General features: G+C 41.3%; 21 protein-coding genes and 2 pseudogenes. 11 read left to right on the forward strand and 12 right to left on the reverse strand.

Going from position 1 to position 25050, the window contains the following annotated elements; translation table 11 throughout:
* Positions 1–56: 56 nt before the first annotated feature.
* From PSF16_RS11075 to fbaA, 10 genes and pseudogenes are all read left to right on the forward strand, one after another.
* Entirely contained in the window at positions 57–368 is a 312-nt protein-coding gene (locus tag PSF16_RS11075) for a hypothetical protein (protein ID WP_272689257.1), read from the forward strand.
* A gap of 131 nt (positions 369–499) precedes the next feature.
* Positions 500–3847 carry an Ig-like domain-containing protein gene (locus PSF16_RS11080; RefSeq protein ID WP_272689258.1) on the forward strand — a complete coding sequence of 1116 codons (3348 nt, stop codon included), beginning with the start codon at positions 500–502 and terminating at the stop codon, positions 3845–3847.
* A gap of 127 nt (positions 3848–3974) precedes the next feature.
* A pseudogene (locus PSF16_RS17420) lies at positions 3975–4166 on the forward strand (TolC family protein); the annotation flags it as partial.
* 68 nt (positions 4167–4234) lie between these two features.
* Positions 4235–5191 (forward strand): TolC family protein, encoded by a 957-nt coding sequence (locus PSF16_RS11085; protein WP_272689259.1) that lies wholly within the window; start codon positions 4235–4237, stop codon positions 5189–5191.
* Between the two features lie 3 nt (positions 5192–5194).
* Positions 5195–7411, forward strand: a complete 2217-nt coding sequence (locus tag PSF16_RS11090; RefSeq protein WP_272689260.1) for a type I secretion system permease/ATPase — start codon at positions 5195–5197, stop codon at positions 7409–7411.
* 1 nt (position 7412) lies between these two features.
* Positions 7413–8648 carry an HlyD family efflux transporter periplasmic adaptor subunit gene (locus tag PSF16_RS11095; RefSeq protein ID WP_036961907.1) on the forward strand — a complete coding sequence of 412 codons (1236 nt, stop codon included), beginning with the start codon at positions 7413–7415 and terminating at the stop codon, positions 8646–8648.
* A 472-nt stretch (positions 8649–9120) separates the two neighbouring features.
* Complete coding sequence (gene tkt / locus PSF16_RS11100; protein WP_006657245.1) at positions 9121–11115, forward strand: transketolase; 1995 nt, start codon at positions 9121–9123, stop codon at positions 11113–11115.
* A 320-nt stretch (positions 11116–11435) separates the two neighbouring features.
* Positions 11436–12455: an erythrose-4-phosphate dehydrogenase gene (gene epd, locus PSF16_RS11105; protein ID WP_272689261.1), complete on the forward strand. Its 1020-nt coding sequence runs from the start codon at positions 11436–11438 to the stop codon at positions 12453–12455.
* A 103-nt stretch (positions 12456–12558) separates the two neighbouring features.
* Positions 12559–13722 carry a phosphoglycerate kinase gene (gene pgk, locus PSF16_RS11110; protein ID WP_036961911.1) on the forward strand — a complete coding sequence of 388 codons (1164 nt, stop codon included), beginning with the start codon at positions 12559–12561 and terminating at the stop codon, positions 13720–13722.
* 60 nt (positions 13723–13782) lie between these two features.
* Positions 13783–14859 (forward strand): class II fructose-bisphosphate aldolase, encoded by a 1077-nt coding sequence (gene fbaA, locus PSF16_RS11115; protein ID WP_006657248.1) that lies wholly within the window; start codon positions 13783–13785, stop codon positions 14857–14859.
* A 109-nt stretch (positions 14860–14968) separates the two neighbouring features.
* Here fbaA and PSF16_RS11120 read toward each other — a convergent pair whose 3' ends face one another.
* Both PSF16_RS11120 and PSF16_RS11125 read right to left on the reverse strand, forming a co-directional pair.
* Positions 14969–15220: a helix-turn-helix domain-containing protein gene (locus PSF16_RS11120; RefSeq protein WP_006657249.1), complete on the reverse strand. Its 252-nt coding sequence runs from the start codon at positions 15218–15220 to the stop codon at positions 14969–14971.
* A gap of 31 nt (positions 15221–15251) precedes the next feature.
* Complete coding sequence (locus PSF16_RS11125; protein WP_272689262.1) at positions 15252–15914, reverse strand: hypothetical protein; 663 nt, start codon at positions 15912–15914, stop codon at positions 15252–15254.
* 97 nt (positions 15915–16011) lie between these two features.
* Here PSF16_RS11125 and PSF16_RS11130 point away from each other — a divergent pair, with 97 nt between their 5' ends.
* Positions 16012–16197: a hypothetical protein gene (locus tag PSF16_RS11130; RefSeq protein ID WP_224120569.1), complete on the forward strand. Its 186-nt coding sequence runs from the start codon at positions 16012–16014 to the stop codon at positions 16195–16197.
* Between the two features lie 464 nt (positions 16198–16661).
* Here PSF16_RS11130 and PSF16_RS11135 read toward each other — a convergent pair whose 3' ends face one another.
* From PSF16_RS11135 to PSF16_RS11180, 10 genes and pseudogenes are all read right to left on the reverse strand, one after another.
* Complete coding sequence (locus PSF16_RS11135; RefSeq protein WP_272689263.1) at positions 16662–17720, reverse strand: adhesin; 1059 nt, start codon at positions 17718–17720, stop codon at positions 16662–16664.
* Between the two features lie 15 nt (positions 17721–17735).
* The gene (locus PSF16_RS11140; RefSeq protein WP_224061280.1) at positions 17736–18245 is read right to left on the reverse strand and encodes a fimbrial protein; all 510 of its coding nucleotides are present in this window, start codon (positions 18243–18245) and stop codon (positions 17736–17738) included.
* A 7-nt stretch (positions 18246–18252) separates the two neighbouring features.
* Positions 18253–18789 (reverse strand): fimbrial protein, encoded by a 537-nt coding sequence (locus PSF16_RS11145; protein ID WP_006657253.1) that lies wholly within the window; start codon positions 18787–18789, stop codon positions 18253–18255.
* On the reverse strand, positions 18782–19147 hold the full coding sequence (locus PSF16_RS11150) for a hypothetical protein (RefSeq protein ID WP_006657254.1): 366 nt from the start codon (positions 19145–19147) through the stop codon (positions 18782–18784). The genes PSF16_RS11145 and PSF16_RS11150 overlap by 8 nt, the downstream gene beginning before the upstream one ends.
* 28 nt (positions 19148–19175) lie before the next feature.
* On the reverse strand, positions 19176–19904 hold the full coding sequence (locus tag PSF16_RS11155; protein ID WP_006662727.1) for a fimbria/pilus periplasmic chaperone: 729 nt from the start codon (positions 19902–19904) through the stop codon (positions 19176–19178).
* A gap of 12 nt (positions 19905–19916) precedes the next feature.
* Positions 19917–22406: a fimbria/pilus outer membrane usher protein gene (locus PSF16_RS11160; RefSeq protein ID WP_006657256.1), complete on the reverse strand. Its 2490-nt coding sequence runs from the start codon at positions 22404–22406 to the stop codon at positions 19917–19919.
* A gap of 36 nt (positions 22407–22442) precedes the next feature.
* Entirely contained in the window at positions 22443–23000 is a 558-nt protein-coding gene (locus tag PSF16_RS11165) for a fimbrial protein (protein WP_006662725.1), read from the reverse strand.
* A 41-nt stretch (positions 23001–23041) separates the two neighbouring features.
* Positions 23042–23593 (reverse strand): fimbrial protein, encoded by a 552-nt coding sequence (locus PSF16_RS11170; RefSeq protein ID WP_006657258.1) that lies wholly within the window; start codon positions 23591–23593, stop codon positions 23042–23044.
* A gap of 468 nt (positions 23594–24061) precedes the next feature.
* The gene (locus tag PSF16_RS11175; RefSeq protein WP_036967241.1) at positions 24062–24544 is read right to left on the reverse strand and encodes a FidL-like protein; all 483 of its coding nucleotides are present in this window, start codon (positions 24542–24544) and stop codon (positions 24062–24064) included.
* Positions 24534–25050, reverse strand: a pseudogene (locus PSF16_RS11180) (winged helix-turn-helix domain-containing protein); the annotation flags it as partial. The pseudogene PSF16_RS11180 and the gene PSF16_RS11175, both read right to left, overlap by 11 nt.

Raw genomic sequence — 25050 nt, forward strand, 5'->3', positions numbered from 1 at the left:
GCTTAAACTAAATTTAATTCAATAAATAATTGTCTGATACGAGGCAATGGATAACTATGTCTATTAAAAAAATATCAATTAAAGTTAATAATAGCAAAGAGACGATTGAGCAATATTCTGTCACTGGTGGAGAAAACGGCGCAGGTAAATTAAAACAACCACTGCATATTAATGCACAAAAAAATGTAAATTATTTATTAATTGATGAAAGTACACAATTCGCGCCAGAAAATATCGCGGTTAAGCGCGTAGATAAAAATCTTGTCATTGCATTTGAAGGTGGTGACGTAGAAAGCCCTGATTTAATTATTGAAAATTACTTTGCTGAAAACGGGCCATTGGCTACCACGAAGGTGATGCAAACCTAATTATCGGCCAATATGAAAATGGTCAATATTTCCCATATGTTCCTGAAAGCGCCGTAAAGGCAGATGCAATAAGCCAACTGGCTGATGGCCAGGCTACAGGGCAAGCTATCGGCGGCGATGCACTACCGCCAATGTGGGCATTTAATCCATGGTGGTTAGCAGCGTTGGTTCCTCTCATTGGAATTCCTGCTATTGCAATTGGCGGCGGTGGTGGTGGCGGTGGTCACTCCAAAGTGGTTGATCATGCACCTATTGCGGGTGATGATTCTGCGCATACTAAGCATAATACCCCCATTTCTATCCATGTTGCCGCCAATGATAGTGATGTTGATGGTGACTTAAATCCTAATTCTATTCGTATTGTCAAAGAGGGTTCCAAAGGAACGGTGACAATCGGTAAAGATGGAAAAATAGTCTATACGCCAAACAAAGGCGAGTATGGTATTGATACCATTACTTATGTAGTAAAAGATCGTGCAGGTCATGAGTCTAACGTAGCCACTATTACGGTAAAAATTGATGCTGCACCAGAGGCGAAGGATGATTCTGCGGCAACCAAAGAATCCAAGCCTGTCACTATCGATATGGAAAACAACTATTCTGATAAAGACGGAGACGTTGACCATAGTTCTCTAGAAATTAAAACTAATGGTGCTAAAGGTTTTGCGAAGTTTGTGAACGGCAAGCTGGTGTACACCCCGAAAGCGGGCGAAGTGGGCACCGACACCATTACGTGTCAAGTCAAAGACAAGAACGGCAACGTATCCAACGAAGCGACGGTGACCATCGAAATCGACGCCGCTCCGGTGGCGAATGATGATGCGGCTGCGACCAAAGAATCGGTGCCCGTCACGATTGACGTGTTAGACAACGATAGCGACTTAGACGGCGATATCGACCCAAGCACGCTGACTATTATCACCAACGGTAACAAAGGCACCGCGGAATTTGTGAATGGCAAGCTGGTGTACACCCCGAAGGCAGGGGAAGTGGGCACCGACACCATCACGTATCAAGTGAAAGACAAGAACGGCAACGTATCCAACGAAGCGACGGTGACCATCGAAATCGACGCCGCTCCGGTGGCGAATGATGACACAGCAAGAACAAATCAAGCCACTTCAGTGACTATTGACGTATTAGCAAATGATACTGATTTAGATAAAGATCTTGATCCAACCACACTGACTATCGTGGACCAGCCAGCGCAAGGCAAAGTAGATATTGTCGATGGTAAACTGGTGTATACACCGAATGCGGGAGCTAAAGGTACAGATACCATTACTTACCAAGTCAAAGACAAGAATGGCAACGTATCCAATGAAGCTACTGTGACCATTGCGATCAATGAGCCGCCTGTTGCAGGTGACGATTATGGTAAAACTAAGCAAGGCGTACCGACAACAATTGATGTTTTGGCTAACGATAAAGATCCTGATGGGGAATTGGATAAATCGACTCTGCATATTGAAAAGAACGGAAGCAAAGGTACTGCTACGTTCGATGTGGATGGTAAATTGATTTATACACCAAAACCAGGTGCAACAGGTCAAGATACCATTACGTATACCGTGAAAGATAAAGATGGCAGTATCTCGAATACCGCTACCATCACAATTGATATTGTGCCAACACAGACTACGCCGACAGAAGTTTATGAAAAAGGGTTAAGAACAGATGGCACGGCTGGTGATAAATCGTCTGTGACTGTAAATGGCGTTATCGAGCTATCTAACCCAACGGATAAACCAACAACACCAAGCGATATTAAGATCATCGAGCCGACAACCAAGTTAACTTCTGGTGGTGAACCCATTAAATGGGAGCCTTCGGATAACGGTTTTGTGGGTAAAACGCCAGATGGGAAAGAGGTTATTTCTGTCAAAGTCACTGATACCCCAACAGCAGATGGCAACACAAAAGTTAACTATGAAGTTAACCTAAAAGGTCTTGTTGACCACCCAGCGGGTAAAGATTCTCTGAATATTGAGTTTGGTGTTAACAATGGCACAGATGAAGTGAAAACAGAAATCGTGGTGCATGATGATAAGCCAAGTGCCGCGGATGTTGAATTATCAGTAGAGCCGCCAGCAGACAACACTTTTTACGCCAACTTAATTATCTCATTAGACTTATCCAGCAGTATGGGAAGGGATGATAGTGGGATTCAAGGTGGCAATACTCATTCAGGCATGAAAACGCGATATGACGCAGCATTAGACTCAATTGAAAGTGTACTTAATAGCTATGAAGAAAGGTTAAATAGTGCTGATGCGGGAGAAGTTCGCGTGAGTATGAATGGCTTTGCGAAACAAGCGTCAGCAATTGGCGCCATTAAAGGGTATCCAATGGATCAACCTTATTGGTGTTCAATCGCGGATGCGAGAAAAATTGTTGAAGGATTGCGTGGTTATCAAGAGTTACGCCCTGACCATCAAGTTATTGGGGTAGATACGAACTATGATGCTGCTTTGCAACAAATTATTAGTATTTTCCAAAAACCATCCAGCAGTGGAATGGAGCCGCTGGATGCTAAGAATATCAGTGGGAAATTGGATAACACATTGTTTGTAATCACTGATGGTATTCCAAACTTTGGTAACCAAGAAGGTAGTCAAGATCCTTTGGTGGGCAATGGCATTGCACCAACATCGCCAAATGGTTTTATTCCCGGTAGCCCTAATTCTGATATTGGTGAAGATAGCTGGAAAGCTTTCTTAACTGAAAAAGGAATTCGTTCAGTTGCGATTGGTATTGGTCAGGATATGCTCAATAGCTCCAATGGTAAAACGGGCGAAGAGTTTATTAAGCCTATCGCTTTTGATGGTCAAAAAGGCAAAGATAATGATGGTAGTGATGTTATCGTCTTGAAAGATATGAGTTCGTTATCAAACATATTAGAAAAATATGTTCCTAGCGAAAACACGATTGAAAGTAGTTTCTCCAAAAATAGTCGGGATGAAAAAACCTTAAGCTTTGGTGCCGATGGCATGAAATCAATCAGTATTGAAGTGGATGGTAATACCTACAAATATGATCCAAAAACTAATTCTATTACCTCTGATGGTAAAGATAAGAGTATTTGGGCAGATTTCGGTGGCGGTGAAGTCGCCATTAAAACTGAAGCAGGCGGCTTACTCTCTATCTCGTTAGGTGATAAAAACTTTGGTCAATTAACCTACCGTCCCGGGACAACACGTCCAGTTGGAATGGAAAAAGAGACCTTCACACTGACACTAACGGATAACGATGGAACCAATGGTAAATCATCAATTTCAGTGGATATCAGTAAGTTAAAAGAATCTGGTCATACAGGTTTAAATGATGCTGATTTAACGGCACTGAAATTGTTCTCACCAGAAAGTGCAATGGAGTTATCTGGGGGGGATCATGATGTCAATGCAACATCCAGCCACTCTATTGGTTTCATGCATTCATCATTAGATGCATTACAAGAAACTCAAAACGCCATTATTTAAGACTATTTATTGAGGGTTGCTCATCAGTAGCCCTCAATATTTTACGTCGCCAACCCCTGTTTTATTACTTTGCGCCAAATTTATGAAATCTATGATTAATGGCATCTTAGCGTTAGTTTTTGTGAAGATGCTTTCTCTTTCTGCTGTGGCAGATGTAGTTGAATTAAAAAATCTATTAAAAGATTCACTCGATAGTGCCCCAGAAGTTCAAGAGGCTTATGCCAATTATCAAGCGGCGCAGAGCAACGTTAGTGCAGCGGAAGCTGGGCATTATCCTGTTGTCAGTTTAATGGGAACTCAGCCTCTTGCGCAGCAACACAAATATGAAAGTAACGCGATGGAATCGGGGTTTCACCTCGGTACCAAAGCGACCATGAATATTTATTCTTGGGGGGGGGGATTGAAGCGGGTGTCGACCGCGAACAGTCCAAGCAAAGTTACTACGAAAACCAATATATTCTTTCTCAAGAAGATATCAGTGTGCGCATTAGTCAGCTTTATTTACAGGTTTTGCGCCACAAAGAAACCCTTGATGTTATTGATGAAAACCTCGTTCGTCATCACCAAATTGCAAAGCAGCTGACCACCATCGCCCAACATGATTCGGGGCGAATGAGTGAGCTAACACAAGTGAAAGCGCGCACCTTAAAAGTGGAAATGAGCCGCGCCGAAACAGAAAGAAACCTGAATTTAGCCCTGAGCCAATTATCGATTTTGACTCAGCGCCAGCTCACTGTAGACCAATTTGTTGATCCCTTCAGGTCGACAACGAGTGGTGTAATTCTGGCGAGATTCCAAGATGATAACTTAGAGAATAATCCAAGCTATAAAGCCCAAGTAGCGGATGCTCAAAGTCTCGATGCAGACGTTAAAGTTGCGAGTGCGATGAGAAAGCCAGCATTGAATTTAGAAGTCAGTGCCACCCCCGATAACAGTGAAGTATTTTTACGGGTCTCTTGGAATATTTTCGACCAAGCCAGCGATTACAGCCAAGCACAAAAAGAATATGCCTTATCGGCAGCGAATGAGCGTATTAAGAAGACATTCCGTGAAATTAAAGAAATGAGTCAATCTGCGGCGATCAATATGGCGCAAAGTGAAAAGCAAGGAAACATAGCAAAAGCCTATATCGCAGAACAAAAAGTGGTGATCAGTAACTATGAAAAGCAATTCACCATCAACCGCCGTACTTTAATTGATTTGCTCGATGCGTATAACGAGCTTGCAAGCATTCAAACCAGCGCCGTTATCTTACAAAACGATTTCCGTGACGCGACACTTAATTACCTCAGCGTGCAGGCGAAAATGTCTGCATGGATGAACCAAGAATTGGCTTCAAGATAAATTATGAATATTATTAATAACCTATCATTAGTCACCCAGCGTTTGGGTTATACCCTTTCACCGGAAATCTTATTAGCACAAACCAAGCGTACTGAGTCGAAGTCTTTCGATTATGCCTCGTTAGTAAATGTGTTGAATTCCCACCAATTTGATAACCAGATCATTGAAATCGATCTGCATAAGATCCCGACGATTGCGGCGCCGTTTCTGGCGCTATTGGCAAATAATGAATCAGTGGTGATCAGCAAAATTGAAGATGGGGAAAATGGGCGTCATTTCGAGATCTTAACGGAAGAAGGCTTACGTCAAACATTAAGCGCGCAAGATCTGGCAGTGAACTACAGCGGCTATAGCTGGTTTATTAAACGTAATATTCGTTCAGAAACCCGTTCGGAAATTGATAAATACGAAACCAGTGGCTTCTGGAAAGTGATTTGGCGCTATAAAAAATATTACTACCAAGTGATCATCGCATCGTTTGTCATCAACTTATTAGCCTTAATTAGTTCCCTGTATGTGATGAATGTGTATGACCGTGTGATCCCAAACCAAGCTTACGAAACCTTATGGGTACTGACCATCGGTGTTGTGCTTGCCATTGGCTTTGAATTTCTCGCCAAAATGCTGCGATCTTACTTATTAGATATCGCAGGAAAAAAAGCGGATATCGTGATCAGCGCCATGCTATTCCATCGCGTGATGGGGATCCGCCTTGATAAGCGCCCAGCGTCATCAGGATCGTATGCCAACAATTTACGTGACTTCGAATCCATTCGTGAATTCATGACCAGCGCGAGCTTATTAGCGCTCGTCGATCTGCCGTTTATTTTGCTGTTTATCGGTGTGATCAGCGTCATTGGTGGATACTTAGCGTTAGTGCCACTGACCATTATTCCGGTTGTGGTGATCGCGGGTCTTTTGATCCAAAAGCCATTAGCAAAAGGGATCAACGCCTCAATGAAAGAAACGTCTCAACGCCAAGGTCTAGCAGTTGAATCCATTGAAGGGATCGAAACCTTAAAGCTGAATAATGCCGTGAATTGGGCACAACAGCGTTGGGAAATGCTTACAGAGAAAACCGCATTTTCATCCATTGCCGTGCGTAACCTGACCAACTTTATGGTCAACTTCAGTGCGGCGATGCAGCAGCTCAATACCGTCGGTTTAGTGTGCTTGGGAACTTACCTGATCCACGCGAATGATGTGAACTCGCGTATTACGATGGGGGCATTGATCGCCAGTGTGATCTTATCCGGTCGAGCATTAGCGCCACTGGGGCAAATTGCAGGGCTGGCAACACGTTTTCAATCAGCGCGTATGGCATTAGCGGGCGTTAAAAATATCTTTAATCGCCCCGTAGAGCGCGAAGATCACAAAAAATACATTTCACCGACTTCTGTTAATGGCGCATTACGACTCACCAATGTGACTTATCAATATAATAAAGATGGGCAGCCAGCATTAAACAACATTAATTTAGAGATTAAAGCGGGCGAGAAAGTCGCGATCCTCGGTAAAATTGGTGGCGGGAAAAGTACATTACTGAAGCTATTGACTGGTCTGTATGAGCAACAGCAAGGAAATATCAGCTTAGATGACCTCGATATTCGCCAAATTGATCCGATTTTCCTCAGAAGCAAAGTTGGCATGCTGGCTCAAAAGCCGCGTTTATTCTTTGGAACCTTACGTGAAAACTTGGATTTGGCTCGCCTTGATGGCTATTCAAGTGATGACGATTTGGTGCGTGCACTTAAGCGTTTCCGGCTTGATAAAATTATTCGCCAGCATCCCGCCGGTTTAGATATGCCTTTGGGGGAGGATGGACTAGGGCTATCGGGTGGACAAAAACAGATGGTAGCACTGGCGCAGTTAACCTTACATAACCCAAATGTGGTGCTGTTGGATGAACCCACCACGGGCATTGATGTGGATACTGAGAAATTGGTTCTGGATGCACTGGAGGCGTGGACTCAGGACAAAACGCTGATTGTCGTGACACATAAATTACCTATTTTACGTTTAGTTGACCGAATTATCGTGATGGACGATGGCAAAATCTTAATAGATGGTCCTAAGCAGAAAGTATTAAAAATGCTAGGACAGTCGGAGCAGCCAGTAGACACTGTTTCTACCGATAAACCTGCGCCACAGCAGGCACCACAAGTACGCGTTGTTTCTCAAGTTAGACATACCGTTACAAAAGAAGAAGAGGCGATTTAAAATGGATCATTATGGTAAAGCGTCTAAACAGCAGCGTACTATTTCTAACGATTTTTCTCATGACTTAGCATCCGTGATGAAAAAAGAACGTAGTAATTTACTGTTTCTGCCTATTATCTTTTTGGCGCTATTGCTGACGATTTTTATCATCTGGGCGTATAACAGTAATTTAGAAGAGATTATTCGCGGGCAGGGAACCATTATCCCCAGTAGCCGTGAGCAAGTCATTCAGAGTATCGACCCAGGTAATATCCAAGAAATGTATGTTAAAGAAGGGGATATTGTTGAAAAAGGGCAAATTTTACTGAAGTTGGATGATGCTCGTAGTCGGGCGTTATTACGTGAAAGCCAAGCTCGAGTACAAAACTTAGAGGCTATCTCAGCGCGTTTGAAAGGGGAATCTCGTAACGAAGAGCCTGATTTTTCAAAGATAGCGGATCAAGAATTAGTGGCGCGCGAACGTAATGCCTACAACGCGAAAAAGACTCAGCGTGACCAAGCAATAGCAGGTTTACGTCAAAGCAAAGGGCTATTGGATCGAGAAATCGCGATCACTAAGCCGTTGGCGAAAGAAGGATTAGTTTCCAATGTGGAGATCCTGCGAATGGAAAGACAATCTGTTGAGTTGGCAACCCAAATCAACGAACGCATGAATAACTATCTGGCGGAAGCTAATGCGGAATTAATCAAAGTCGAGTCGGAGTTGGATCAAGCGGAAGAGAGCATGAGTATGCGTGAAGATCCGGTGGCACGCTCGGAGATCCGCGCCCCCGTTCACGGCATCGTAAAAAATATTAAGATCAATACGATTGGCGGCGTGGTTAACACGGGGCAAGATATTCTTGAAATCATCCCTCTGGATGACAAACTCATGGTCGAAGCGTACATTCGCCCACAAGATGTTGCATTCTTAAGACCGGGTATGCCTGTGGTTGTTAAAGTGACGGCTTATGATTACGCTATTTATGGTGGTTTAAATGGGGTGGTGAAGTTAATCAGCCCAGACACGCTAAGTAATGATACACGTCGCAGTGAGTTAAAGCTCAATCCAGATGAGACCTTCTACCGAATTCTTGTCGAAACAGAGAGCAATTATTTGTTAGACAAAAATAACCAGAAAATGGAAATAATTCCGGGTATGGTGGCATCAGTAGATATTAAAACAGGCGAAAAAAGTGTGTTTGATTATCTTATTAAGCCAATCACGCGTATGAAACAGGCAATGACAGAACGTTAATCATCCTCTAAATGCCGTGATATAAAAATGAGGGCGCTAATGTTAGCGCCCTTGTTGTTTTGTGTGGGTTTTCCCGTCAAAAATTTGCCAAATATCACTAATATTGAGGCTAATTACTCAAGAAGCATAAATCACCTTGATCCTAAGTGGTGAACTCAGGTTTAATAAGGTCAGGCAATTGCGCAAAACGAAGAACCCAAAGGGATATTTTGCGCAATGGAAAGGATTCAGCTTGACGGTTGCGATAAAGATCCGCAGTCTGCTGTCAGATTGTTTCAAATAATTGCTGTATGGATGAAATTGCGTTAGTTTCGTAGAGTCTCATCGCCAAACTTCAAGTTGTGGGTAGGTTTAATAAGCGCTTATGCACCTGCGGCTCGAATTATTGAGGCTAACTCTATAAACCGCAATGATTCTCTATTGCGTTGTGAATATTGGTTTAAGTACGTTCTATCCTACTTGGAGTATACTAATGACGACTCGTAAAACCCTTGCTAATGCTATCCGCTTTCTGAGTATGGATGCGGTTCAAAAAGCAAAATCAGGGCACCCTGGCGCACCAATGGGCATGGCTGATATCGCTGAAGTTCTTTGGCGCAACCATATGAATCATAACCCAGCAGATCCACATTGGGCTAACCGTGACCGCTTTGTACTGTCTAACGGTCATGGCTCAATGCTGATTTATAGCTTGCTGCATCTGACTGGTTATGACTTATCTATTGATGAGTTAAAGAACTTCCGTCAATTGCATTCTAAAACCCCAGGTCACCCAGAATATGGTTATACGCCAGGTGTTGAAACTACCACGGGTCCTTTAGGTCAAGGTATTGCAAACGCTGTGGGCTTTGCAATTGCTGAACGTACTTTAGCGGCGCAATTTAACCGTCCAGGTCATGATGTCGTCGACCACCACACCTACGTGTTCATGGGTGATGGCTGTATGATGGAAGGTATTTCCCACGAAGTATGTTCATTAGCAGGTACACTGAAGTTAAATAAACTGGTCGCATTCTATGATGACAACGGCATCTCTATCGATGGTGAAGTTGAAGGCTGGTTTACTGATGATACTGCAGCGCGTTTCGAAGCATACGGCTGGCATGTTATTCGTGACATTAACGGTCACGATGCAGACCAAATCAATGCGGCAGTGAACGAAGCACACAAACAGTCAGACAAACCAACCCTGATTATGTGCAAAACCGTTATCGGTTTCGGTTCACCAAACAAAGCCGGTACTGAAGCAGTTCACGGCGCACCTTTAGGTGATGCAGAGATTGCAGCAACACGTGAAGCGCTGGGCTGGAACTACGGTCCATTCGAAATCCCAGCGGATATCTACCAAGCTTGGGATGCACGTGAAGCTGGTAAAGAAAAACAACATTCTTGGAATGAAAAATTCGCAGCATACGCGAAAGCGTATCCTGAATTAGCGAAAGAATTCGAACGCCGTATGGCGGGTGAATTACCGGCTAACTTTGATGCTGAAGCGAAAAAATTCATCGACAATCTGCAACAAAATCCAGCTAATATTGCAAGCCGTAAAGCGTCTCAAAACGCATTAGAAGCGTTTGGTAAGGTATTACCAGAATTTCTGGGCGGTTCTGCGGATTTAGCACCAAGTAACTTAACCATGTGGTCAGGTTCTAAACCACTGAACGAAGACAAAGCGGGTAACTACATCCATTACGGTGTACGTGAATTCGGTATGTCTGCGATCATGAACGGTATCGCTCTACATGGCGGTTTCGTGCCTTATGGCGCAACATTCTTAATGTTCGTTGAATATGCACGTAACGCGGTACGTATGGCAGCGTTGATGAAAATTCGTAGCATCTTCGTTTACACCCATGACTCAATCGGTCTGGGTGAAGATGGTCCAACTCACCAACCAGTAGAACAACTGGCAAGTTTACGTGTGACACCAAACATGAGCACATGGCGTCCATGTGACCAAGTTGAATCTGCGGTAGCTTGGAAATATGCGATTGAGCGTAAAGATGGTCCAAGCGCACTGATTTTCTCTCGTCAAAACTTGGAACAGCAACCTCGTACCGCTGAGCAATTAGCGAATATCGAGAAAGGGGCTTATATCCTGAAAGATTGCGCAGGTACACCTGAGCTAATCTTTATTGCAACGGGTTCTGAAGTTGAGTTAGCAGTGAAAGCAGCGGATCAACTGACTGCAGAAGGACGTAAAGTTCGTGTGGTCTCTATGCCATCAACGGATGCATTCGACAAACAAGACGCGGCTTACCGTGAATCTGTTCTGCCTTCAAGCGTGAGCGCTCGTGTTGCGATTGAAGCGGGCATTGCGGACTACTGGTTCAAATACACGGGTCTGAATGGCGCTATCATTGGTATGCATTCATTCGGTGAATCAGCTCCAGCTGACGTGTTGTTCAAAGAATTCGGTATTACGGTTGAAAATGCAGTGAATGCAGCGAAATCTCTACTGAAATAATTCATAAGATGCACCGCGGTTAAACGCGGACATCCGAAAGTGAATGAATGTAATTTACGCCTCAATATCAAGTTTGGTATTGGGGCGTTGTTTTTTTGTGCACCCTTTCTTGTTTTTCTATTGCGTTCTATAAATATATCCCTTAATCTAAAACTTGATTAGCTGAACCGTTTCAGTTTCGTTTGAGAAAATGTAAATAAATTTTAAAAATGTCGAGTGAAGCACACTTTTGATGTTTGACAGCTAAAATGAGCAGTAGAGTTGGTGGTAGTCAGTTATCCTTAGCAACCGTGTGATTTTGCTCAGATACAAGGTGTAGAATGGCAATCAGGGTAGCAATAAACGGCTTCGGTCGTATTGGTCGAAGTGTCCTTAGAGCACTATATGAATCAGGTCGTCGGGCAGAAATTGTCGTTGTGGCGATCAATGAATTAGCTGAACCGGAAGGTATTGCTCATTTGCTGAAGTATGATTCAAGTCACGGACGCTTTGCATGGGATGTCCGCCTCAATGGCGATCTGCTACAAGTTGGGGATGACAATATGCGTCTTTTCCATCAAGCGGATATCAGCAAGCTACCTTGGAAAGAATTAGGTGTGGATGTGGTATTAGATTGCACAGGCGTTTACGGCTCTCGCGAAGATGGCATTAAGCATCTGGAAGCTGGCGCAAAAAAAGTGCTCTTTGCGCATCCGGGAACCGATGATCTTGATGCAACCATTGTGTATGGTGTGAATCATGACAGCCTACAAGGAAGCGATACCATCGTTTCCAATGCATCTTGTACGACCAACTGTATTATTCCTGTCATCAAAGTTTTAGATGATGCTTTTGGTATAGAGTCGGGCACCGTCACTACCATTCATGCATCCATGAATGATCAGCCTGTGATTGATGCCTACCATAAAGATTTGCGCAGAACCCGTTCCGCTAGCCAATCGATTATTCCCGTTGATACGAAGCTGGCAGCAGGGATCACTCGAATTTTCCCAAAATTTCAAGGGAGTTTCGAAGCGATTTCGGTACGTGTTCCTACGACCAATGTCACTGCCATTGATTTAAGCGTGACTGTCGATGCGGGTGTTTGCGTTGATAAAGTTAACAAGCTACTACAGAGCGCCGCGCACGGGCATTTTCGTGGTATAGTAGACTATACTGAATTACCGTTAGTCTCGATGGATTTTAATCATGATCCACATAGCGCTATCATTGATGGCACGCAAACACGCGTTAGCGGTAAAAATTTGATCAAAACTCTCGTTTGGTGTGATAACGAATGGGGGTTTGCTAACCGGATGCTAGATACAACCCTAGCGATGGCAGCAACAGGTTTAAACTAATTGGCGTCTGACAGACAGCAGGGCACAATAACCCAATACGTTATTTATTGCCCGGCCCAGTCGCTAATGAAAACTTTATAGAGAATCAACAAGAGGATTCACCATGTCTGTAATTAAGATGACCGATTTGGACTTAGCGGGTAAACGCGTTTTCATTCGTTCGGACCTAAACGTTCCTGTTAAAGATGGTAAAGTTACTTCAGACGCACGTATTCGTGCTTCATTACCAACAATTGAATTAGCGCTGAAACAAGGTGCTAAAGTCATGGTTACTTCCCACCTAGGTCGCCCGACTGAAGGTGAGTACAACGAAGAGTTTTCACTGCAACCTGTTGTTGACTATCTGGCCGCTAAATTAGATAACCCAGTTCGTTTAGTTAAAGACTACTTGAATGGCGTGGATATCGCTGAAGGCGAATTAGTTGTTCTGGAAAACGTGCGTTTTAACAAAGGCGAAAAGAAAGACGACGAAACACTGTCTAAACAGTATGCTGCACTGTGTGATGTGTATGTGATGGATGCGTTCGGTACTGCTCATCGTGCTCAAGCATCAACTCACGGTGTCGCAAAATTCTCTCCAGTTGCGTGTGCGGGCCCGCTGTTAAGCAATGAATTAGATGCATTAGGCAAAGCGCTAGGTAATCCAGCACGCCCAATGGTTGCTATCGTAGGCGGTTCTAAAGTTTCGACTAAACTGACTGTATTAGATTCCCTGTCTAAAATTGCTGACCAACTGATTGTTGGTGGTGGCATCGCCAATACGTTCATCGCTGCGGAAGGCAACAATGTGGGACGCTCTTTATATGAAGCAGACCTGATCCCAGAAGCGAAAAAATTACTGGCTAACTGCCAAATCCCAGTGCCAACTGATGTTCGCGTGGCTACCGAGTTCTCAGAAACTGCTGAAGCAACACTGAAAGCAAGTAACGCTATCAAAGATGATGAGCAAATTCTGGACTTAGGTGATGAATCCGCAGAACGTCTGGCTGAAATTCTGAAAAATGCGAAAACCATTCTTTGGAACGGCCCTGTGGGCGTATTCGAATTCCCTAACTTCCGTAAGGGAACAGAAATCGTTGCTCGTGCTATCGCAGACAGCGACGCTTTCTCAATCGCTGGTGGTGGTGACACCCTAGCGGCGATCGATTTATTCGGTATCGCTGATAAGATTTCATACATCTCTACGGGTGGCGGTGCTTTCCTTGAATTCGTTGAAGGTAAAAAGCTCCCAGCCGTTGTAATGCTAGAAGAACGTGCTAAAGCGTAATTAATTTGTTCATACACAACAGGCAGCGTAGGCTGCCTGTTCACCACAGGACCTTTTCACATGTCTAAAATTTTTGATTTTGTTAAACCAGGTGTTATCACTGGTGATGATGTACAGAAAGTTTTCGCGGTTGCCAAAGAAAATAACTTTGCATTGCCAGCTGTGAACTGTGTTGGTACTGATTCAATTAACGCCGTACTTGAAGCGGCAGCTAAAGTACGCGCTCCGGTTATTGTTCAGTTCTCTAACGGTGGTGCTGCATTTATCGCAGGTAAAGGCCTGAAAGCTGAAGGGCAACAAGCCGCTATCTTAGGTGCCATTTCAGGTGCCCACCATGTACACCAAATGGCAGAACACTACGGTGTGCCAGTGATTCTACATACTGACCACTGTGCGAAGAAATTACTGCCATGGATCGATGGTCTGTTAGATGCAGGTGAAAAACACTACGCGAAAACTGGCAAACCACTGTTCTCTTCTCACATGATTGATCTGTCAGAAGAATCTCTGGAAGAAAACATTGCAATCTGTTCTAAATATTTAGAGCGCATGGCGAAAATCGACATGACTCTGGAAATCGAATTAGGTTGTACTGGTGGTGAAGAAGACGGTGTTGATAACACTGGCATGGACAGCTCAGCGCTGTACACCCAACCAGAAGACGTGGCTTACGCTTACGAAAAACTGAACGCTATCAGCCCACGTTTCACTATCGCAGCTTCTTTTGGTAACGTACACGGTGTTTATAAGCCAGGTAACGTACAATTAACGCCAAAAATTCTGCGTAACTCCCAAGACTACGTGTCTGAGAAATTTAACCTGCCACACAACAGCTTAGATTTCGTTTTCCACGGTGGTTCCGGTTCAAGCGCTGCTGAAATCAAAGAAGCAGTAAGCTACGGTGTTATCAAAATGAACATCGATACCGATACTCAGTGGGCAACATGGGATGGTATTTTACAGTATTACAAAGCGAAAGAAGGCTACCTGCAATCTCAGTTAGGTAACCCAGAAGGCGATGATAAGCCAAACAAAAAATACTACGATCCACGTGTGTGGCTGCGTAAAGCACAAGACTCAATGGTTGTTCGTTTAGAGCAAGCATTCAAAGAACTGAACTGTGTAGACGTTCTGTAATTTAAGCGTCGGGCTACAAATAGAAAATCCCTCAGTAAGGCGACTTGCTGGGGGATTTTTTTATGCTTTGAAAAAGATGCTGGGTGTATTTGGTATAAATACAGCGGCATTATAAGTTGATTGTCATGGACTGGTTTCTACGCTCCAAAAAATAATTCAAATCACATTGCAGTACGTTGGCGAAGATACACAATCGAGAAATCGTGAAGTTTTGAGTGCCACGCTCATAGCGAGAGATTTGCTGTTGGCTTAAGCCTGTTTTCTTACCTAAAATGCTCGCGCTCCAGCCTAGCAATAACCGGCGTTTACGAACTTTGGCGCCAATATCAGTGTTTGAGATATGATTATCATAGAGAGCCATATGCTGTCCTCGTTTGTTTTTTATTTCTTCATTATGCAAATGAGAAAATATTGGTGTGAAAGAAAGATTGACCATTAAATAAACTTAATCCGATGATGAAAACACTAAGGCCAATAATAAAAGTGCTAAAACTAAACAATAAAGAAAGATGCTTATTAATATAAAAAATAGACTGCTCTTTGAGTGGGAATGATGCATCTGAAAAAGATAAAAATAATATAATCATTCCCCAATGCAGTATCGACTGTAAAAAAGGGTGCTCTAAGTTACTGTTGATGACAACAGGCGTTAGCGCTAATACCAACGATATTGAGTATCCATTTCCATTTTTTTTATATTTAATGATTGACTGATAAATAACATAAATTCCTCCGGTAATAAGAAATGACATGAAAATAAGATTAATATATCCACCTGTCATCACCCAACGTAAAATTTCATTAAAAACATGGGGCATAATGTAATTATCAGAGCTCAAAAATGGAATTTGATTTGTTTCAAAACTCGCATTCATTATTAACGGTTTTTCCCACATTTCAGTTGGCGGTGAGATAAACAGTGAAATGGAAAATCTCAACATTTGTTTAATATGGAAACGATTAATAATTTCACTATCAATATATTTTGGACATAACTGAATCAAGTAAACACCGATAAACACAGCAATGGCGATGATGAAATAGCTTACACTCACTCTGAGTTTATTCTTCTGGTAAAACAAGCAGATAAAGATAAATGTACATACGGCGAAACTCAATATTATCGTTACGGACTGTAAGATAACGAGCATCATGGTAAAAAGAAAAATGCCAATGCCTAATAGCATCGTGCGGCATTTTTCTTGGAAAATTGATGCTAATTTAAACTGCGATAAAACCATGGTCATTAACGATAATATGCAACTCATTGCCATATTAACCGACAAAACGGTGATTTGCTGGGTCAAGCCGTATGAGCGCATGCCGGTTGCAAAATAAAAAATATTGGTTTCAAAGATATACTGGTAAATAGTAAAAAAACACTGAATTACATTAATAATTATGAAGCAATAAATACAGAAAGATTGAATTAACCATTTCTCTCTTATTTGCAGCCCGACAATGTAGAGTATTACACCAGCACTAATTCCAGACCAATACCAAAATAGGATATTGGTATTTTCTTGTACATAAAAAAGATTAATGCTTAATATCACGAGCCCTAGACAAAAACACATTGCTGGAATCGTAATGAAAATTTTTATTTTTCTATAAAATACAGTAAATGCAATGATAGAAATAATTAATACAATCGCTAACCAGCTAATAATATTCTGTGGCAACGATTGCCGGAGACTCCCTAAATTGTCAATATAAATTATGCTGGCGAGATTCCAAATAATAAAAATACTAATGAATATAGAACGAGAAAGCATAATCATATTATTTTTTACAACATGTTATTATAAATAAGTCGCAATTAACCACGCATTACCGGTATATTTACCTGGTTCAGCATCTAATCCGTAAAGATGACTTTCAATTTGAATATTTTTTACTTTTTCAATGGTGGTTTCGATGGTTTTACCCCGTTGATTGCTCTCTGCATCGTACAGGGATAGCTCGGAATAAATGGTGTTATTGCCTGATTTTAACGGTACCCGCTTTTGAGGATCACTATCTGTTACATAATCTAAGGCGAATTTAACTTTAATCCCCTGACCTCGATCACATTGGTAGGTTGCAGTGCGGGTTTGTTTACCGTCAAATTCAATTGCATTCATCGTGTTATGGTTGATATTTAAGTTATCAATATTGGATTTACAGTTTGATGGGTAGTTAATTATTGATTGAGTTAAATCCAGTTTCACACTTGCTTTATCTGCTGGAACGAACATATCAGGCGTACCTGGATATTGGAACATACGGGTATAGCCTGCAATCATAGCTTGAGGGATAACAACTTTTCCATCTAATGGAATTTCTTTGACATAAATGCGAACTTCAAATGGGAATTGAACAGTAAAAAAGCCTGCGTCTAATGGGCCCATCTCTTCAGAGGAGCATCCTCGACCAGAGATATTTTTCCATCCTTGGGTAATTCCGTTATCAGAGTACAGAGTGAAATAGGTGTTTGAATTTATTTTATAAGCGGTTAGACCTTTAAGACTAAAACCAGCTTCTGGCATATACGCAAATACACGGTGGAAAGCATAGCTCCATGCAAGTCCATTTTGGTAGTTACCTTCCAAGTAGTTAACTTTACAGTACACCGTACCAAAAGGCTGTGAAGTGCTTTCATTAATCACAATACCTTCTTTATTAGGCGGTGCTACTGAGTAATATTTCTCGCCATTACTACCAATTGTTGGGGTGCTTGCTAGTACTGAGTTATTGGAGACTAAGTTCATTTTATAGCCGCCACCACTCGATGAATAGCGGATTAACCCATGGGAAACTTGGCTGTATAAAAACAATGACATAACCATTGCCATTAATGAAATTTTCGATGTTTTTTTCATTGTCATTACCTAGCTTTAAAGATAATCAATCATAACTGACAGTGCCGCACTAAATGGACCCACTTCAAGGGTTTCTGGTAACTGATTCGTTACTAATTGTGACTGTAAGGTCAACGTGGCGGTATCACCACTGATGGATGGGAAAATGGGTTCCCATTTCAGTAGATTGATAGCGGTGTTTCTGTTGGCTTGGGAAAAACGGATCCCTAAGCCTTGAATGGTCGTGCTCAATACTGTTTCGTTATTTATCGTGAGGGTAGAGCCTTCTTTCGGAGATAAATAAACGCGTAAATTTTTTCTGAGATCGCACTGTTTAATTAAGATCCCAAAAGATTGTTTTTCTTCTGTTAAGCGATCTAAAGCGACATTTTGAAAATTGACGTATAGCTCTTTATCACCGTTTTCATTCGTGATGACACAAGATGGGCGTACCAACGTGGTTTCTAACGTAATTAAAATATCGGCATATGAAAAGTGACTCACGAGCAGGCAAATAGCGCCTAAAAAATGGGATATTTTCATCATCATTCTCCTACTGGTAGTCCAGATTAAACGTGACCAAAGATGAGAAACTTCCTGTCTTAAGACGCCCACTAAATGGTTTCTGTGCATAGACTCCGAATAGCAAAGGGTTAATGGATCCTTTGCCTGTTTCCGTCACCGAGCTGACATCAATTTGCGTATTAAACTTCAGTGGCTGACCATTTTTTCCATCAGTTAAGGCTAATAGCACATTGGACTCACCAGTGGTTTTTAAATAGGTGATGCCATTGTGAGTTTCCGTATCTTGAGTATTTAGCGTAATTTTGATGGTCTTATTTAATGCCGCGGTTGAGCAATCGACGATATCCAACTGAAAAGGTTGAATATCAGAACGGCCTTGATTTTCAAGTTCAGAAAATCGTAAGCCAGATAAGTAGACCTTTTTCTTCGTATCGTCATCGGACAGGCGGCAACCAAGAGGCACGAGAGTTCCTTCAAAATAGACGGATAAGCTATTCGCCAAACTGCCATAGCTGGTCAATAGCAAAGTGCTAAAACTGACCATGAGCGCGAATGTTTTAGTCATAAATCATCTCCAAACGGCGAGCCGAATTTTCGGCGGGGAGTAAAAATGTCAGGCTCTTATTCGCTGGTGGTTTTGAAACAACATACTGCTGACCCGAAAATTTCAACGTGAATGGTGACCAAGCTTGGTTATAGGAACTGGTGATACAGTGGGCATAACTCACATTAAATTGATAAGCTGGTTCATTGATATGATTGACCGCTCGAGTCATTGTCACCTTGGGTTGGCATGGCGTTATGACAAAACGTGCATTGACATAAATAGTGCCAGTTGTTTGCAATGAATCGTTTTGCGATGGCGTTGCCGCCAAGGCGGGTATTGCAAACATGAGCGATAACCCAAAGTGATATAGTTTCATGTTGATATTCCTGTTTATTTGGTTTGCGCTATTCCGTTACTGTGCATTGCGATGCTTGGCACTTAAATGCCAGCGAAGGTTTTCCACCATAGTCATTGATATAGGTCAGATATGGTGTTGCAAACTTCGCGGATTTTAAGTTGTGGGTTGATTTTGGTGGCACCATGACGGCATCAAAATCACTTTGCTCTGACAGCTTTTGGCTATTACCAATACCAATAATGGTCAGATAAAATCCCGTAGGGTTATTCAGCTGATAACCATTGGCTGTCGGGGTTAATGTGATTTGTTTTGCCCACTCTTTTTTACTATCAGCCACAATCGCTTCAGGGCGATAGAACAACTTTACACGGCTTTGCAGTGCAATTTGTAAAACACCAGCTTCTGTCGATTTTGGTGGAATTTCACGCAAGTTATAATAAAACAGAGATTCTCTGTCTTGAGGTAACTTATTGATATCTGGTGCAGCACTTAAACGCACTAAGCTGGTGGATTTTGGCTCCATACGCTGAATGGGTGGAGTTGCAATAATCGGACCCGCTTCTAATTTTTTCTCAGCGGCATCTTCTAACCATGATTGGGCTAAGTAAGGCAACTCTGGATTGTCATTGCGGATGGTGATGTTAATAGACTGTTGGTCGCCATCAAAAATAATACGAGTACGGTCAAGCGTAACGGCGGCGTAAGTGGCGCCCATTGCACCCATGGTCGTCAATAAGACACTGGTGCGAATTAAATTAAAGATATTTGATTTCATTTAAATTTTTTCCTAATGACAAATTAATACAGGGTAGCTATCCGCACCATTTTTAAATTCAGTTACTCTGGCGCTGCATTGCAATTTATTTCCCCAGTAGAGATCGAGTAGGTCATTCGGCATGACACCAACAATCCATGTGATCCCTTGTTCACCCACAATACCGAGCTCAACGTTGTTTTTATTACGGACGCTGGCACCGAAAGGTGGATAAGTGCCGTCCGTAAGTTTTAAACGGGCAAAGGTTTTTTCTCCTTGAATCACGTTAAGACTGCGATAACCAATGGCTCCACGGGTTAATGTGGCTTCAGTGACACTTTCCAATGCTTCAATGTTATTCGGTAATTTACTGGTGTTAATCGATGCCGTTGTTTTTCGATAGCTACTTACGTTAGGGATGACCGTTAACCCAAAGCGGTTAGTTTGATAAACCCCGCCATTTAATGGCACGTTGCTGGCGCCTGGTGTTTCAACGACTAAGCGAGTTCCACCATAGGCTGCCTGATGCATTGCAATACCGTCTTTAACCAACGTGATCCCACCGTTAATTGACCCACCAATGGTGTGGTATTGGTTCGGTACATAGCTGGCATTAGCGGATAGTGACGCCGTTGGGAAATTCTGGCTCAAGTAACCGCTGAAACTGGTTTGTGAATCCTGAAATTGTCCCGTTTGATAACCTACGTTGAGGTTATAGCTGCGTTGGTCGCTGTAGCCGCTATATCCCACATTATGGGTTGATGAACGACGTCCACTCTGGTCTTTTGTGTAGCCTTCAGAGAAACTAAAACTACTCCCCATCGTAAACGGAACTGTGACGTACAAATTAATCGCATCATCTTGATATCCAGATCTTTTGGATCGAGTCGCTGATGCAGTTAGGCTGATATTTTTTAACCCTAAAGCGACAATATTGAATGCGGTGTTAATGTAAGCCCCAAATTGCTCTTCGGCTTGGCTATTCCAATAAGTGTTGTACTGGTAGTTTCCACCCAGCGAGAACGAGTCAAAATATTTATTAATATTGACCTGATAGCTCTCTTTATGGGCTTGGGTTTCTGTCCCTGTGCGACGTTCATCCAATGTTTGTTGCAAAGAACGATAGGTTTCATCCGAGAATCGATATCCGGCGAAGGTGATATCCGTCCTCGCTTCATCAAACGATTTTGAATAACTTAAGCGATAGCTGCGCCCTGTCAGGGTGTTGTCCAGTAATTTCGCGTGGGATTGTGTCACGTCAAATGACAGGCTCCCGAAGGTAAATAAGTCTCGCCCAAAACCCGCAGAAAAAGCTTGGTAGTTTTTCGATAAAATCGAGCCACCGTAGATAGACCAAATGTTGTTAAGCCCATATGACAGCTCGCCTGATGCGGTCATATCCCCTTCAAGATGGCGACCATCGTAACGTGGTTTACCCGCTGCAAATTTGTAGCGAATTTGTCCCGGACGCGTTAAGTAGGGGAGCGCTGCCGTGGTGACGCTGAACTTTTGTTCTTCGCCATTTTCTTCACGCACAGTGACATCCAAGGTTCCACGGATTGAGCTATCCAACGTTTGGATCTGGAACGGTCCCGCAGGAACTGTGGTTTCTAACACGATACGATCATGGCTTTTAACGATGACCGTGGCGTTAGTTTGTGCTATCCCAATAATTTCAGGCGCATACCCCGTCAGTTTGGGTGGTAGCATATTTTCGTCGGTTTCTAATGACAAACCGGTAAACTGCCAAGAATCAAAAATTGCGGAATAGAAATAGTTTTCCCCTAACGTCAGAACCGAGGCAATATTAGCTAATGAACGATAAGCATATAAACGGCTGAATATGGCATCGCTATATTCATTGTTATAATTACCAGAGGATTTACGGTAGTTTGCTTGGTAGTCACCACGTAAACGCCACGCGCCAAGGTTCAATCCTGTGGTTCCGTTCGCCGATAAATATGACTCTTTGGTTCCGCTATCTCGACGGCTGAATGAGCCCGTTAAGGTATAGTCGAGTAAAAAACCATTAATACCTTCTTCCCAGCGAGAAGGTGGCACCCAGCTCGGGTCGGTATATTCTAAATAACTTTGTGGGATCAGAATTGACAATGTTAACGTCGATAAGTCCACACTCAGCGTACTACCTTCAAGAGCAGATAAATCCATACACTGATCGTTATCACGATATTTAACTAAACGAATCGCTTCAGGTTTTAAGCCAAGTTGATCTGTAATTACTGCTGGAATACATATGACACTAAATAATGAATCTTCAGAAGACGTAGGCGCACCAATAGTAATATCACGCGCGTTACCCAAACGTTCGTTATTGACTTTAATCGTTAAGTGATAATTTCCAGGCATAATAAATCCGGCCTGTGAAAACTGGCTAAAGTCAATATTCTGAGTATCTTTGGTATCGAGCATATCTGTATTAAATTCAACAGAAAAAGCGACAGTAGGAATACTGGATAAACAAGATATAATAATTAACTGGTGAAAAATATTAAATTTAGCCATAGTGTTCTTATCATATAAAATAATTTAGAATATTTATTAGTCGTAACTTACATTGAATTTTATCGTGGCAAAGTAATTCCCTGGTACAATTTCATTGTTAAGGGTGTCAATTTCTGTTTCATATTTCAAAAAGCTGACTTTCGTTTTACTATCAAAGTAAATTGCGCTATTTGAAATAGAATACGATTTATTCGGAGTGACTAAGTTATTGTTGGTGTCATAAATGTAAACAACGACGCCATCCGTGGGACCAGAAAGTTTAACTGCATTGTTATATAGATCGTTATTGGCAAAGAACTTGATTTTTATTCCTTTTCTATTATCTTTGTCGTATTCACTAATACAGTTGTTTAATTTAATGTTAAATGACTTCCTGTTATTATTTTTAGCTTCTTCTGTGTTGATATTTTTTTTAGAAACAAAATCATAATTAATATATTGATATTGGCTGTCTGTTTCTATTGAGCAGGGAGCGGCAACAATATATCCACGCATTACCGTTTCACCACGAATACCACCATCAACCGTGTATTCAGCATTAGAAATAAAAGGTGTTAATAATAATATTGACCATAAAAAAGATAAATTTCGCATAATGAACCTTTTTATTGGGAGGGTTTCCCCTCCCATAAAAATTACTCGTAAGTGATTTTGAAATCAGCGATAGAGTTAAATTCACCTTCAGTTACTGGCGTTGCAGCATCAACACGTTTTGCTAATGCAGTAAATTCCAGAACGTTTTCACCTTGTCTATTACGAATTTGGTTCAGAATAGATTTAGCTTCGTCGAATTTAAAGTCTTTAATCTGAATACCAACGTTAGTAGCAGTACCCGTTACGCCTAAGAATTCTTTATTTGTACCGACGTAGTTTTTACCACCAAAAGTAATTTTGATGTCTTTAACCGCAACCCATTTACCTTCAGTATCTTTACTGAATTCGTCGAAGTTACATTCTTTTAATTTGATTGCGATATTTTTTTCTGCTGCATTACCTGCTTCTAAAGAAGCACGTGAAAGTTGACCAAAAGGAACTTCTTGTTTGGTGCTTTCAGATTCGATATTACATGGAGAGTTAATAACTTGACCGCTGAAATGTAATTCACCCGTGTTACCGCTAGCTAAAACTGAAGCAGACAGAGTAGAAGCTGCAAATAAAACAGCAACAGATAATTTATTCAATTTCATATTATAGATCCTTAAAGATAAGTAATTGTCAGTCCCTAAAAAGCCTAAGCAAGTGAATGTTTCAACTTAGGATTGAAGACTTCATTTTTAAACGTACTTGGTATTTAAAAGTACTAAACGTTAAATCATTCCCTGAAGTGTTGAATGCAATTTGCCTTATGTATCCATCCGTAGGCTTTTTGTGTAAGTCATTTCGACGAAAACAAGTTTATCCATTAGAGGAGTTTTTTGAAATAAAGTGTTGATATTTTAATAAAGTAAAATATTTAATTCTAATATTAATGTTTTTAACGTTGCTTTTAATGTTTTAATTTCAATATCGTATGGCGATGAATGTTTAATGACTTTTGCTTTAAGGTAAATTAACAAATAAATTTTAAGTTATAAAAAAACAGAGCATCGAATGTCATAATCCGATGCTCTGTTTTTGTAGTTATTGCAATGTTATTGGGAAATTACTGAGATAGGTCAAATCGTACAAATAAAAAGAGGGGAGAAATTTTCTTCAAAAATATAATTTTTATCACTTAAACGTTTTATTTTTACAAAATAAATTTGGTCTTGCTGTGGAATTCCACGTATTTTGATTTTATCTTGGGCCTGGTCACTGGGATCAATGAAAATATTTTCAACGCGTGAAAAAAAATGCCCTCCTTGAAAGACATATTTCATATAAAACTTACGAGAGATTGCATAATTTTTTCCATTACTACTAATTGTTCCATTCATTATAAAAGTATGGTGATCAGGATCATGCTCATTTGGGATAATACTTAATAGGTAGTAACCTTTTAAATCTGAACGGTCGTCTGATATGTTAATTTTCAAAGTTGCTCGGCAATTTGGTACGATGGGAGTATGATTTTTATAATAAAAATAACCGCTCATAATGACTAATATAGTTGAAACAATCAGTAACCAAACGGTTCTGACCGATTTCTTATTTGACATAGAAATTCTCACAACTCACAGTTGCACTGTCTTTTGGGGTGGTAGGACAATAAGATAAAAATAAAAAGTTATCATAGAGATTTTTATCGTTAGTGACGATACCCACGTTGTAATAAAACAAGGTCGCTGGTTTTTTACAATCAATATTTAATCGAGTTAGCTGATTTTGTAAGTCAGTAAAATTGATCGTGGTCATATCGGGTTTATGATAGCTATTTATATAGCGTATGCTGCATTGGTCAATACGCCCAACTTCAGGGTATTCAGTGCGCGTAGCAAAAAAATAGCTTTTAAAAAGATACAACAAGCAAAAAATAATAATGACAACTAAGGTAAGCTCAATATAGCGATTATTGAGAATGTAACTCTTTTCCTTTACCGATAGTGATTGTTCTTTTGGGCTGTTTTCTATAATTGAAGGCTGTTCAGATTCCTTAAGTAATATATTGGGTTGCTCTTCTTGGTGGGGTTTTTGATTTAATTTAGTCGAGAGAGACTGTAATTTT

The organism is Providencia sp. PROV033 (assembly GCF_028484855.1).
Lineage (GTDB): Bacteria > Pseudomonadota > Gammaproteobacteria > Enterobacterales > Enterobacteriaceae > Providencia > Providencia alcalifaciens.

Bases quoted from the DNA above. Each gene is read 5' to 3' on its own strand.
- PSF16_RS11075 (WP_272689257.1), top strand. From the start codon at position 57: ATGTCTATTAAAAAAATATCAATTAAAGTTAATAATAGCAAAGAGACG.
- PSF16_RS11080 (WP_272689258.1), top strand. From the start codon at position 500: ATGTGGGCATTTAATCCATGGTGGTTAGCAGCGTTGGTTCCTCTCATT.
- PSF16_RS11090 (WP_272689260.1), top strand. From the start codon at position 5,195: ATGAATATTATTAATAACCTATCATTAGTCACCCAGCGTTTGGGTTAT.
- PSF16_RS11095 (WP_036961907.1), top strand. From the start codon at position 7,413: ATGGATCATTATGGTAAAGCGTCTAAACAGCAGCGTACTATTTCTAAC.
- tkt (WP_006657245.1), top strand. From the start codon at position 9,121: ATGACGACTCGTAAAACCCTTGCTAATGCTATCCGCTTTCTGAGTATG.
- epd (WP_272689261.1), top strand. From the start codon at position 11,436: ATGGCAATCAGGGTAGCAATAAACGGCTTCGGTCGTATTGGTCGAAGT.
- pgk (WP_036961911.1), top strand. From the start codon at position 12,559: ATGTCTGTAATTAAGATGACCGATTTGGACTTAGCGGGTAAACGCGTT.
- fbaA (WP_006657248.1), top strand. From the start codon at position 13,783: ATGTCTAAAATTTTTGATTTTGTTAAACCAGGTGTTATCACTGGTGAT.
- PSF16_RS11120 (WP_006657249.1), bottom strand. From the start codon at position 15,220: ATGGCTCTCTATGATAATCATATCTCAAACACTGATATTGGCGCCAAA.
- PSF16_RS11130 (WP_224120569.1), top strand. From the start codon at position 16,012: ATGGTAAAAAGAAAAATGCCAATGCCTAATAGCATCGTGCGGCATTTT.
- PSF16_RS11135 (WP_272689263.1), bottom strand. From the start codon at position 17,720: ATGAAAAAAACATCGAAAATTTCATTAATGGCAATGGTTATGTCATTG.
- PSF16_RS11140 (WP_224061280.1), bottom strand. From the start codon at position 18,245: ATGATGAAAATATCCCATTTTTTAGGCGCTATTTGCCTGCTCGTGAGT.
- PSF16_RS11145 (WP_006657253.1), bottom strand. From the start codon at position 18,789: ATGACTAAAACATTCGCGCTCATGGTCAGTTTTAGCACTTTGCTATTG.
- PSF16_RS11150 (WP_006657254.1), bottom strand. From the start codon at position 19,147: ATGAAACTATATCACTTTGGGTTATCGCTCATGTTTGCAATACCCGCC.
- PSF16_RS11155 (WP_006662727.1), bottom strand. From the start codon at position 19,904: ATGAAATCAAATATCTTTAATTTAATTCGCACCAGTGTCTTATTGACG.
- PSF16_RS11160 (WP_006657256.1), bottom strand. From the start codon at position 22,406: ATGGCTAAATTTAATATTTTTCACCAGTTAATTATTATATCTTGTTTA.
- PSF16_RS11165 (WP_006662725.1), bottom strand. From the start codon at position 23,000: ATGCGAAATTTATCTTTTTTATGGTCAATATTATTATTAACACCTTTT.
- PSF16_RS11170 (WP_006657258.1), bottom strand. From the start codon at position 23,593: ATGAAATTGAATAAATTATCTGTTGCTGTTTTATTTGCAGCTTCTACT.
- PSF16_RS11175 (WP_036967241.1), bottom strand. From the start codon at position 24,544: ATGTCAAATAAGAAATCGGTCAGAACCGTTTGGTTACTGATTGTTTCA.